Genomic DNA, 11,853 nt, shown 5'->3' on the forward strand with positions numbered 1-11,853 from the left:
ATTGTCGTTCATGTATTCCGTGAGGGAAAGCAACACGATGATCGATCGTACGAACAGGCTGGCCGGACCCGGGGGCAATGGCGAGGTCGAGGCGGCCGAGGCGGCATGCGATTTGTTCGAACTGCCGATCGCCGAACTGGCGCGCCGCATGGACGACGGCATGCTGACGGCCGAGGAACTGGTGGCGGGACATCTTGCGCGTATCGAGGCGTTCGACCGCATGGGACCGTCGATCAACGCGGTCAGCCAGTTGCATCCCGATGCGCTGCATGACGCGGTGCGGCTCGACCGCGAACGGCGGCGGCATGGCGCGAGGGGTCCGCTGCACGGCATGCCGATGGTGGTCAAGGACAATATCGACACCGTGGGGTTGCCGACCACGGCCGGTTGCGCCGCACTGCGCGACGCGCTGCCCTCCGCCGATGCGCCGGTCGTGGCCCGGTTGCGCGCCGCGGGCGCGATCGTCCTCGGCAAGGCCAATATGTCGGAGCTTGCCGCGTCCAATGGCCGCTTCGGCTACAGCTCGGCGAACGGCCTGACCTTGAATCCTTACCGTCTTTCCCGCAATGCCAGCGGGTCCAGCAGCGGCACGGGCGCGGCAGTGGCGGCCGGCTTCGCGGTGTTCGGGCTCGGCACCGATTCGTTTGGCTCGGTGCGTGGCCCGGCCTGCGTGCATGCCCTCGTCGGAATCAGGCCGACCCACGGCTTGCTCGACGCGGCCGGCGTGCTGCCGCTGGCGCAGTCCTTCGACACCGTCGGGCCGCTGGCGCGCACGGTGGACGACGCGGCGCTGGTGCTCGCGGCCCTAGCTCCGCAGGCGCGCATCGATGGCACGAAGGAACGTCTTGCCGGCCGCCGTCTCGGCATCGTGACGGACTTCAACGGCGCCAACGACGAGATCGACGCGCTGTTTTCGCGAGCGTGCGTGGACCTGGTCGATGCCGGTGCGCAGACCGTGCCGGTCGCTTTGCCCGCCGATGCGCGCCATCTGTACGAGCGGGTGCTGGGCGATATCGCCCGCAGCGAATGGGCGGTGCAGCTCGACCGCTATCTGGCCACGAAGCCGCCGTCTTGCCCAAGGGATTCGGCAGCGCTATTGGCGCGCATCGATGCGCAACTGGCCGATGGATTGGGCGATGGATTTGGCGATGGATTGGCCGATGGAGCAGGGCGCTCGCCGAATCCGCTGACGATCGCCGCGCTGCGCCATGCCGTGGAAACGCGCGACGAGCCCGCGCGTCCGGGCCTGTCCACGGCCCGCGCGTTTGGTGCCGCGCTTGCCGGCCTGATGCAGTCCAAGGGCTGCGCCGCGCTGGTCTTTCCCACGCTCGCGTGTCCTGCGTCGCCGCGCTTCGATCAGGACGATCCGAGCTACCGCTGCCGTGCCGCCCAACCCCTCGCGCCGATGCATATGGCGAGCGCCGCCGGTTTTCCGGAGATCAGTGTGCCGATGGGCTGGACCGAGGCCGGCGTGCCTGCAGGACTATCCTTGCTGGGCCGCCGCGGCGACGAGCGCCTGCTGCTCGGCATCGCGCGCGACTACGAGGCGGCGACGCGGCATCGTCGAGCGCCCGCCTTGGGCTAGCGGCCTGCTTGCGGCGGGCCTGCACGAAGTACGACGGCCGGAAGAAAGTGCGCGTGCCGAAGCCCAGCCCGGCAAGATCACAGAGGTCTCCTCGCCATGCAGCGTGCTGTCTCCCGATGGGCCGTTTCGGCGTATGCGTTGGAGCATGGCGCGCCATGCTCGGTCCCACTCAGTCGATCTGCAGCTTTGCGACCTTGGCCAATTGCTGCCATGCCTGCACGTCCTGGCGGACCGTGTTCGCGAACTCGGCCACACTCTTGATCGGTGGGCGCGGCATGTTCTGCTGCGCGAATTTCTGCACGACATCCTCGGACGTCAGAATGCGGTTGATTTCCTTGTTCAGCCGCTCGACGATCTCCGGCGGCGTGCCGGCGGGGGCGAACACGCCGTACCAGCCCTCTTTGTCGAAGCGGTAGCCCTGTTCGCCGAGCGTCGGCACATTGGGCAGCGCCGGACCGCGCGTGGAGCCGGTGGTGCCAAGTGCGACGAGCTTACCCGAGCGGATGTGCGGCACCGGCGAAGCGATATCGGTAAAGCCGACTGGGATATTGTTCGCCAACAGATCGGTGACCAGTTGCGCGCTGCCCTTGAACGGCACGTGCTGCATTGACAGTCCATAGTGGGCCTTAATGCCTTCCATCGCCAGATGACCGGTCGAGCCGTTGCCCCACGAACCGTACACCAGCTTGTCGGGATGGGCCCTGGCATAGCGCACCAGGTCCGCCAGGTTCTTCAAGCCGGTGGCGGGATTGGCGACCAACAGAATGCCGGCGGCGCCGACCTGTGCGACGGGCACCAGATCCTTGAGCGCGTCGTACGGCATTTTCGGCTGGATGATCGGATTGATGGCGACTGCCGACGAAGGCGTCATCAGCAACGTGTACCCGTCGGGCGCGGCCTTGGCCACGGCGTCGGTGCCGATCAGGCTGTTGGCGCCGGGCCGGTTGTCCACGACTACCGGCTGACGCAGTGCGTCGTTCAGCTTGGCGGCGATCATGCGCGCGAAGATGTCCATGCCGGCACCGGCTGGACCGGGCACCACCAGACGGATCGGACGGTTGGGCCAGTTTGCGGTGGTGGCGTGCGCCGGCATCCAGCTGGGCAGCGCCAACAAGGCCGCGCTGGCGAGGAAGGTACGGCGACCGATGCGGTTGTGAACCATCGAGATGTCTCCTGTCTGTATTTTTACGGCGAATCGGTGTCGGCTTGGCCGGCGCCGGCCAGGCTCGCATAAACCTGTGCGCCCAGCGCCGTGCCATGCACGGCCAGATGCGCGCCCAACTGGATCGCCTGCAGCAGCGCCGCGGGAGGCAGGCCGAGCGCCAGTCCGGCGCGCAGATGCTGTCGTAGCGCCTGCGGGTGGTGCGCGGTGAAGCAGGCGGCGAGCGCGACGCGCAGCAGGCACTTCTCCGCATCCGTCAGGCCCGCGCCTGGGCTCGGGAGCGCGAGAAAATCACGGACGGCGGCAGCATAAGCGGGATCGAGCGCTGCCAGCGCGGACAGCGGGTCGGCATCCGCATCGGCGCGCTTTCCAGTGCGATCGCCGCCCATGCCGCCCATGCCGCATTCTTCGGCGAGCAGCGCGGCGCCCTGCGTGACGCCATCCAAGCCTTGCGCCGCGACCAGGTGCAGCACGTCGAACAACTCGGCGGGGCGCACCCCGAGTTCGATCGCACGCGCCATATGGGTCCGCACGCCCGCCTCGAACAGATGGCTGCCCGAGGCGTCGAGCGCGACGTAGATCAGCTCCACCATACGCTCGCCGAGCGGTCCATGGCGTGCCGGATGGCCGGCATAGCGGGCATATCCCTGCAGAAACGCCGGATGCTCGCGCAGCAGCGTTTCGGTCCACGGTCGCCAGTAGCCGCGTTCGCGGATGAATTCGGCACGGATGGCGTCTCGGACGTGCGCGCCATCGGCGGTGCCGTCCATGCCGGTCGATGCCGTCATGTTCCCTCCCATGCCGGGCCGGCGCCTGGGCGCAGCAGCTGCCCGGTGACGAACTGCGCGCGCGGGCCGGCCAGATAGTCAAGCAACGGCACACACGCCGCCGGATCGACATCCGGGGCCGGACACAGCGCGTTGATGCGCAGCCCGAGCGCGCCCCATTCGATCGCCAGCGTGGCGATCGCCATGCGGGCGGCGGCCGCGTCGCCAGCATGCTGCCACGCGCGATCGCGGGGCCCTTGCGATCCGCTTGGTCCGGGCGGTTCACCGGGCAACAACAGCGTCAGGCTGGCCCGCGCCGCATGCTTGTCGCGGAACTGACGCGCGGCGGCCAGTACCGCCTCCAGCATGCCGCCCGGCGCCGCCGCCATGGCGCGATCGTCGATCACGGCATGGCTGGCGTTGGCCACCGGCGTACCGGCGTCCGCATGCTGGCCGGCCCAGGACGCCAGGACGGCGTACCACGTGGCAGCCTGCACGGTTCCGATATCCGGTACCAGCGGCGCGTCGCCCGGCAGCAGTGCATGGCGCGCCGCCGGAAGCGGTTCCGAGCCGCCATACAGCGAGGAACCGCCGTCGACGATCAGCAGCTGGCCAGTCAAGGGGCGTGCCCCGTGGCCAACGAGAAAGCACAGCGCCGCCGCCAGTTCTTCCGGCTCGGCCATCCGGCCAAGCGGAATCTTGCCGATCGCGCGCGCCGGATCCAGATGGCCCTGCGCAATCAGCCGCTGCACGAGCTCGGTGCGGACAAAGCCGGGTGACAACGCGCACACGGTCCAGCCGGGATAGGCCCGGGCGAGGGCACGCGTTTGCGCGATCAGGCCGGCCTTGCTGGCGCTGTACAGGCTGCGCCAGGGAATCGCACGCAGGCCGGCGCCCGAGGCAACGTTGACGATGCGGGCGTCGGGCAACAACACCGGCGTGCAAGCCCGTACCATCCGCGCGGGTGCGTCGAGGTTCAGCGCCAGCAGGCGGCGCGCCGTTGCGTCGCCGATGCCCGAGATGACATCGATGCCGCCGCCCGTCATGCCCGCGTTGTTGATCAGCGCATCGAGCGGCGGCAGCCGCGGCCCGAGCGCATCGATCTGTGCAGCATCGGTCAGGTCCGCCGTCAGCAGCGTCGGCGTCGGGGCATCGCTAGGCCACAAGCCGCGCACGCGCGCCAGCGCGGCCTCGTCGGCGTCCACCAGCACGCAGCGCCAGCCCTCGCGCGCCAGCCGCAGCGCGGCCATGCGGCCAATGCCGGAGGCCGCACCGGTGATCAGCACGGCCGGTGGAGAGAAGCCACGGTGGTTCGACATCGTCGCCGCGCCTCAGATATTGGTGAAGGTCACGCCGCCATCGACGGCGAGCGTTTGCGCGGTGACAAAGCCGGCTTCGTCGCTGGCCAGAAAGCAGATGCCGCGCGCGATGTCCTCGACGGTACCAAGGCGACCCAGCGGGGTGCGCGCGACACGGAAGGCATCGCGCTCGGCATTGCGGTTACGCTGCGTGCCTTCGGTGGGGACCGCCGAGGGACAGACGGCGTTGACGCGAATGCGCCGCGCCCCCAGTTCGGCGGCCGCCGCCCGCGTCAGGCCCAGCATGCCGGCCTTGATGCCCGAGTACACCAGCGAGTTCGACGTGGAGCGCAACGCCGCGGTCGATGCCACGTTGACGATGGCGCCACCGCGCTCGACATCCATCGAAGCGGCCGCTGCCTGGATGCCCCAGACCACCGCTTTGAAGCCGACGTCGAGCATGCGCTCGAGTGTCTCCGGCAGGATTTCCGGTACCGCCTGATAACGGACCCACGCCGCGTTGTTGACCAGAATGTCGAAACGTCCTCCTTCGTGGCGGGCCTGTGCCACGGCGGCCTGGATGCCCTCGCGGCTGGCGATGTTCTGTACCACGCCGAAGGCACGGCCGCCCGCGCCGCGAATCTCGGCGACCACGGCGTCGACGAACTCCGGCTTCAGATCGTTGACCGCGACCACGGCGCCGCGTGCGGCCATCTGGCGGGCGGTCTCGCGGCCGATGCCGTTGCCCGCGCCGGTGATCAGCGCGACGCGGTCCTGCAGGTCCAGTTTGGGGATCGGCGTCATACGGACTCCTGTGCGGTGATGAAATCGCGGCCCAACTGACGGGGCAGCGCGGTGGCGCCGAAGGCGGCGTCCAGCGCGCGCACTTCGCGCAGCGCACGGTGCAGCGGCAGTTCCCAGGTGAAGCCCATGCCGCCGTGCAGGTGCATGGCCTTTTCGATGATGAAGGCGGCGTGCTGCAGGTTCAGCGCCAGCGCGCCGCGCGCATCGCGCTCGCTGCCCCATTCGTCGCGACGCAGCGCGCGGCCGATCGCCGCGCCGCTGGCCTCGTGGAACAGCTTCATGCGTGCCAGCCAGTGGCGCACCGCTTGCCGTGTGGACAGCGGCGCGCCGAACTGCACGCGCGTGCCGGTATGCGTGACGGCGGCCTGCAGGGCGCCTTCGGCCGCGCCGTGGGCGGTGGCCGCCAGCAACAACTGGAGATCGCGCCACAGCGCGCCGGCGGCGATGGCGTCGAGCTCGGCCAGCACCGGCCCCTCGGCCAGATCCAGCCATGTCGCCGGTTCCTCCGGGTCCAGCGCGGGGTCTTGGCGGCGCGGCGCCCCGTTCAGATCGACCAGGACTGCACCGTCGCCATGTGTCGCGCGCAGCAGTAGCCAGTCGGCATCCGCGGCCTGACGCGCATGACCGACCCAGCGTTCGCCAAGGCGGCCCTGACAGGAGATGGCCCCCCGGCGCTGGCCTTCGACCAGCGCGGCGCGCATGGCGGCGTCGGGAAGATGGCGGGCCAGCACGATCTGCTCGGCCAGCGCAAACCGCAGCCGCAGACGGCCTGCGGCCTGCACCACCGGGACGGCGAAGTCCAGCGGCAGGCCCAGGCCGCCGTCCTCCTCGGCGGCGTACACGCCGAACAGGCCTGCAGCGGCGAGCACGCCTGCGTGCTCGGCGGCCGAACGCCCCAGCGCGTCCTCGATCGCCGCTTCGGCTGCCTCGCCGAATTCTTCCGGGCGCAGGCCCTTGTTGTCGTCACCGTGGTCGTGCTGGCTCATGCATTGCTCGTTGGTGTCGTAGCTCATGTCAGTGCTCCCGCGGCAGCTGCAGGATGCGCTGCGCAATCAGATCGAGCTGTACCTCCGACGTGCCGGCGTAGATCGTCTCGGCGCGCGCGAACAGGTAGGCGTGCGTAAAGAACTGGCGTGCGCGCTGCGCCAGCGGACTCGAATGCGGGCCGATCTGGCTGACCTGCTCGAGCGCGAAGCCGGCGAACGCCTGGTGGCATTCGGACCAGAACAGCTTGGTCAGCGAGCCGCGCGCGCCGATGGCGTCGCCCTGCATCAGCTGCTCCACCGTGCGTTCCACCAGTCCCTTCAGGCCATCGATCTCGGCCAGCACGGTGCCCACGCGCCGTTGTACCGCGCCATCGTCGAGCTGCCGCGCGAGCACCGCGTCCGAGCGCAGCGCGCGCACCAGGAAGCGCAGCTCGCTCTCGAAGCGCCATGCGCGGTACATGCGGTTGGTCGCCCGTTCGATCGACAGCACGCGCAGCGCGGCCGTCCAGCCTTCGTCGGGCGCACCGAGACGCGCGCTGTCCGGCACCACTACGTCGTCGAAGAACACCTCGGCGAACGACTCCTTGCCATCGATCGACTTGATCGGCACCACCCGGATGCCGGGCGTCCGCATCGGCACGGCGAACATCACCAGGCCGCGATGCCGGTCGGCGACGGTGCCGGTGCGCGCCAGCAGCAGGCAGTAGTGCGCCTTGGCCGCGCCGCTGGTCCAGATCTTCTGGCCATTGATGCGCCAGTGATCGCCCTCGGGCACCGCCTTGGTACGCAGCCGGGCCAGGTCCGAACCCGCGTCGGGTTCGGAGAAGCCTTGGCACCAGAATTGCCGCATCGCGAGGATATTGGGCAGGAACGCCTGCTTCTGCGCCTCGGTCCCCACCGCCATGATGATCGGGCCGGCCAGCTCCTTGCCGATGGAGCTGACGCTCTCGGGCATCAGCAGCGCGCCGATCTCCTTGTTGACCACGAGATGCTCGCGCAGGGTCAGGCCATGGCCCCCGTAGGCTTTCGGCCACGTCATGCCGGCCAGGCCGGCCTCGTGCATCGCGGCCTCCCAGTGGCAGCACGCTTCGAGGGTCGGGCTGCGGTAGTCCAGACTGTCGGCGCGCATGTGCGCGGGCAGATGTTGGCCCAGCCAGTCGCGGGCGTGGGCGCGGTAGCGGCTCGCCGGATCGGCGGCCGCAGCGAGGTCATGCGGCATGGATACTCTCGTGTTCGGAAGGGGCGGTGGGCCGCAGCGGGACGATCAGCGCGTCGAGGACGGCGACGCCTTGACCGCGCGGCCGCACCAGGATGGGATTGAGATCGATCTCGGCGATCTGGGCGCGGTGGCGGCAGGCAAACTCGGACAGCCGTGCCACCGTACGAGCCGCGGCCGGGATATCGGCGGGGGTCTGCCCACGCGCGCCATCGAGCAGCGGAAACAGCCGAAGCGAACGGATCATGGCCTCGGCCTGCGCCTCGCTGACGGGCGCCGGCTGCAGCGCGACATCGCGCAGCACCTCGGCATAGATGCCGCCCATGCCAACCATCACGACCGGCCCGAACACGGGATCGCGCGAAATGCCGGCGATCAGTTCGGTGCCGCCGCGCAGCATCGGCGCCACCAGTACGCCGTCCAGCCGTGCGTGCGGCACATGGCGCGCGACGCTGTCGAGGATGCGCGCGTGGGCGTCGCGCACCGCCTGGCCATCGTGCAGGTTCAGCGCGACGCCGCCGGCCTCGGTCTTGTGCGCGATGTCTGCGGAGACGATCTTCATCACCACCGGATAGCCGATGGTCTCGGCGGCGCGCACCGCGGCTTCGGCATCGTCCACGATCATCTCGCGCGGCACATCGAAGCCCGCTTCGAGCAGGACTTGCTTGGCGGCGTATTCGTTGCGGAAGGCGGACTCGGGCAGCGGGGCGGCGGCAACCGGGGCAGGTTCTGCGACGGCCGCGGGGGCGTCGCCGCCGACCAGATCCGCCATGCGCGTCAGCGCGCGTACGCCGCGCGCCGCGGCATCGATGCTGGAGAACACCGGGATGCCGAGCGCCTGGATCTGTGCGACCGCGTCGGCGGGACCGCTGCTGACGATCACCAGCGGGCGCTGTGGGAAGGCCTCGCGCACCCGCGCCAGCGCCTCCAGATAGATGTCGCGCAGCCGCGTGCTGTACAGCGCCAGCGACAGGAACAGCACGGTGGTGCTGTCGCCCGGGTCCTGCTGCAACGCCGACAACACCTGCAACAGGATGTCGGGACGGCTCGACAGCTGGGCCGACGCATCGACCGGATTGTTGGGAATGGCCCCGGGCAGTGCCGCGACGATGCGGTCGCGGGTCGCCGGCGCCAGCGGCGGCATCGGCAATCCGGCCTCGCTCATCGCGTCGGCCATCATGATGCCGAACCCGCCCGATGCGGCCACCAGCGTGACCGCCGCCGTGCGTGGCAGACGGTCCGGCAGCAGCTGCGCCACGGCCAGGCCGATCTCTACCAGATCCTCATGCGAGCGCACGCGCAGTGCGCCGTGACGGCGGAACACCGCGTCGATCACCGCATCGGATCCGGCCAGCGCCCCGGTATGCGAGGCGGCAGCCGCCTGGCCCTGTTCGGTCGCACCGATCTTCAGCACGATGACCGGCGTGCGATGCTCGCGCGCGATCGCCAGCGCCTCGCGCAGCCGGTCGCCGTCGCGGCAGGTTTCCATGCAGCACAGGATCACGCCTGTGGCCGGGTCGCGCGCCAGCGCGGCGATGCCATCGGCCAGGTCGACCTCGGCCTCGTTGCCCGTCGTGATCATGCGGCTTATGCCCGCACCGCGCCGCACCAGCAACTGCAGCGTGTAGCTGCCGATATTGCCTGACTGCGAGACGATGCCGATCGCGCCCGGGCCAGGAAAATGGTCTTCGAGCGCGACCGAGAACGAACCGATCGTGCGCTCGGCGACGCCAACCGTCCCCAGGCAGTTCGGGCCGAGCAGGCGCATGCCGTGCCGCAGGGCGACGCTGCGCATTTCGGCCTGCCATGCCGCGCCTTCCCCGCCGGCTTCGGCAAAACCGGAGGACAGCACCACGACCGCCCGCACGCCGCGCGCGGCGCAATCGCGCACCGCCTGCAGCGCCATCGCGGCGGGGACCGCGACGATCGCCAGCTCGGGCGCCTCGGGGGTATCGGCCAGCGTCGCATAGGCGCGCAGGCCCTGGATCTCGCCGCCCTTCGGATTGATCGGATAGATCTCGCCGGCATAGCCGTGCTTGCGCAGCAGATGGACGGGACGGCCGCCGATTTTCGACGGCTCCGACGAGGCGCCGATCACCGCGATGCGATTCGCGAGAAAAAAGGACTCCATGCCGGCCCCGGGGGCCGGTTTGCCTGTCGTGCGCATGGCTCAGCGTCCCTTGAACTGCGGCGCGCGCTTTTCCAGGAAAGCCATGCGCGCTTCGCGCGCGTCCTCGGTGCGCGACAGGGCCATGGTGAAATCCTGCTCGAAGCGATAGGCGTCGCGCTGCGGCATCAGGTCGACCATATTGGCCGCGCGCTTGGCGTAGACGACCGCCAGCGGGGCCTTGGATGCGATCTCGTGCGCGAGCGCCATGGCCGTCGGCAGCAGCGCGTCGGCCGGCACTACGTCTTCCAGGACGTTACGGCGCAGCAGATCGGCAGCGGTCAGCCGCTGGCCGGTGAAGAACATGCGGCGCGCGGTAGAGCGGCCGAACAGCGTGCGAAGCATCGACGCGCCACCGGCCAGCCCGACATTGATCTCCGGCATGCCGAACGTGGCGTTGTCCGAGGCGTACAGGATGTCGCAGGCCGCGGCGAGGCCCATGCCGGCGCCGAGCGCCGCGCCGTTGATCGCGGCGATCACGGGCTTGGCGCATTCGCGGATGGCGTTGCCGGTTTCGCGCGTGATGCGGTTGTGCTCGAGAAAGTCGCCCGGAATGTCCGGGCTGGGCCGATCCTTCAGATCGGCGCCGGCGCAGAACACCGAGCCCTGGCCCGTCAACACGGCGCACAGGATATCGTCGCGCTCGGACACCTCGTCGAAGACCGCCACCAGTTCCCGGCGCATCGCGCGATTGAGCGCGTTGACCGGCGGGCGGTTCAATGTCACCAGCGCGACCTTGTCGCTGACCTCCAGCAGCACGCTTTTCTCAGTCATGACGGCCTCCGTCGATATCGCGGCGCTGGCGGGCGATGGCGTGGGAAGGAAGGGGGAGGGGCCGCGCGAACTGGCGCAGCGAAACGGGCGCTGTCAAAGTTGTCTCCTGATGCCGGGAATTGAGGCCGGGAAAATGCGAAGCCCTCTGCAGGGGGCGTGAGGGAATTCTATCCACGAAGATCGCGCTGTATTCCTGCAGAATGCTTGAGTGTGTTCTGCGCAAACGGACGGAGTGCCCGGCGCCGTGCTGGCTTAACATGGGCTGCGCCGGCAGGCGGCCAGCCGCATGCCGACCGCCCGCCTCGGTGGCAGCGCCGGCATTTCGGAAGCGAGAACAGCGATGCAAGCATTGGCAGGAAAGATTGCGCTGGTCACCGGCGCGGGCTCCGGCATCGGCCGGGCCAACAGCGTGCTCATGGCGGCGCGCGGAGCCGCCATCATCGTCAACGACGTCAACGCCGGCGCGGCAGACGAGACCGTCGCACTGATCCGCCAGGCAGGCGGCACGGCGCTGCCGTGCGTCGCCGATGTGTCCGACGCCGAGGCGGTACGACGGGCTTTTGCCGACGCACAGCAGACGCTGGGCGCCGTCGACATCCTGGTGAACAACGCCGGCATTCCGAGCGGCATGCCGGCCTTCGAGGAGATCGACGAGGCCGCGATCGAGCGCATGTTCGCGGTCACGGTCAAGGGCGCCATGCTGTGCACGCGCCAGGTGCTGCCCGCGATGAAGGACCGCCGCGCCGGCAAGATCATCAACACGTCGTCGATCACCGCATTTGGCTCCCATGCGCGCGGCAGCGTCTATGCCGCGGCCAAGGGCGCGATCCTGAGCCTGACGCGGGCATGGGCACGCGAATTCGCCGAGTGGAACATCCACGTCAATGCGGTCGCACCGGGACGGGTGCAGACGCCGATGAGCGCGAGCCTGAGTGCCGATCCGGTCTACGAGGCGGAAATGCGGCGCCGTGTGCCGCTGCGACGGCGCGCCGCGCCCGAAGAGATCGCGGCGGTGGTGGCCTTCCTCGCATCGTCCGACGCGGACTACATGACCGGCCAGGTCCTGAGTCCGAACGGCGGCGAGGTCATGTAGC

General features: G+C 69.6%; 10 protein-coding genes. 2 read left to right on the plus strand and 8 right to left on the minus strand.

What is annotated here, in order from left to right; translation table 11 throughout:
• Positions 1–37: 37 nt before the first annotated feature.
• Positions 38–1,585, plus strand: a complete 1,548-nt coding sequence (locus HTY53_RS16930) for an amidase (RefSeq protein WP_254599994.1) — start codon at positions 38–40, stop codon at positions 1,583–1,585.
• Positions 1,586–1,754: 169 nt separating this feature from the next.
• Here the strand turns inward: HTY53_RS16930 and HTY53_RS16935 are convergent, their stop codons facing one another.
• From HTY53_RS16935 to HTY53_RS16970, 8 genes are read right to left on the minus strand one after another with little or no spacing between them, the layout of a single operon-like run.
• A complete protein-coding gene (locus HTY53_RS16935) occupies positions 1,755–2,747 on the minus strand; it encodes a Bug family tripartite tricarboxylate transporter substrate binding protein (RefSeq protein WP_174107759.1) in 993 nt (330 codons plus the stop codon).
• Between the two features lie 23 nt (positions 2,748–2,770).
• Positions 2,771–3,535 (minus strand): carboxymuconolactone decarboxylase family protein, encoded by a 765-nt coding sequence (locus tag HTY53_RS16940; protein WP_254599995.1) that lies wholly within the window; start codon positions 3,533–3,535, stop codon positions 2,771–2,773.
• Entirely contained in the window at positions 3,532–4,833 is a 1,302-nt protein-coding gene (locus HTY53_RS16945; RefSeq protein ID WP_174107760.1) for an SDR family NAD(P)-dependent oxidoreductase, read from the minus strand. The genes HTY53_RS16940 and HTY53_RS16945 overlap by 4 nt, the downstream gene beginning before the upstream one ends.
• Positions 4,834–4,845: 12 nt before the next feature.
• A complete protein-coding gene (locus HTY53_RS16950; protein WP_174107761.1) occupies positions 4,846–5,616 on the minus strand; it encodes an SDR family NAD(P)-dependent oxidoreductase in 771 nt (256 codons plus the stop codon).
• Entirely contained in the window at positions 5,613–6,629 is a 1,017-nt protein-coding gene (locus HTY53_RS16955) for an acyl-CoA dehydrogenase (protein WP_254599996.1), read from the minus strand. Before HTY53_RS16955 ends, HTY53_RS16950 begins: the two co-directional genes overlap by 4 nt.
• Before the next feature lies 1 nt (position 6,630).
• Positions 6,631–7,821, minus strand: a complete 1,191-nt coding sequence (locus HTY53_RS16960) for an acyl-CoA dehydrogenase family protein (RefSeq protein ID WP_174107762.1) — start codon at positions 7,819–7,821, stop codon at positions 6,631–6,633.
• Entirely contained in the window at positions 7,811–9,949 is a 2,139-nt protein-coding gene (locus tag HTY53_RS16965; RefSeq protein WP_254599997.1) for an acetate--CoA ligase family protein, read from the minus strand. Before HTY53_RS16965 ends, HTY53_RS16960 begins: the two co-directional genes overlap by 11 nt.
• Before the next feature lie 39 nt (positions 9,950–9,988).
• On the minus strand, positions 9,989–10,759 hold the full coding sequence (locus tag HTY53_RS16970; protein ID WP_174107764.1) for an enoyl-CoA hydratase/isomerase family protein: 771 nt from the start codon (positions 10,757–10,759) through the stop codon (positions 9,989–9,991).
• Between the two features lie 286 nt (positions 10,760–11,045).
• Between HTY53_RS16970 and HTY53_RS16975 the strand changes: the two genes are divergently transcribed.
• Positions 11,046–11,852 carry an SDR family NAD(P)-dependent oxidoreductase gene (locus HTY53_RS16975; RefSeq protein ID WP_254599998.1) on the plus strand — a complete coding sequence of 269 codons (807 nt, stop codon included), beginning with the start codon at positions 11,046–11,048 and terminating at the stop codon, positions 11,850–11,852.
• Position 11,853: the final 1 nt, after the last annotated feature.

This window comes from Cupriavidus gilardii (assembly GCF_013314895.1).
GTDB classification, from domain to species: domain Bacteria; phylum Pseudomonadota; class Gammaproteobacteria; order Burkholderiales; family Burkholderiaceae; genus Cupriavidus; species Cupriavidus gilardii_C.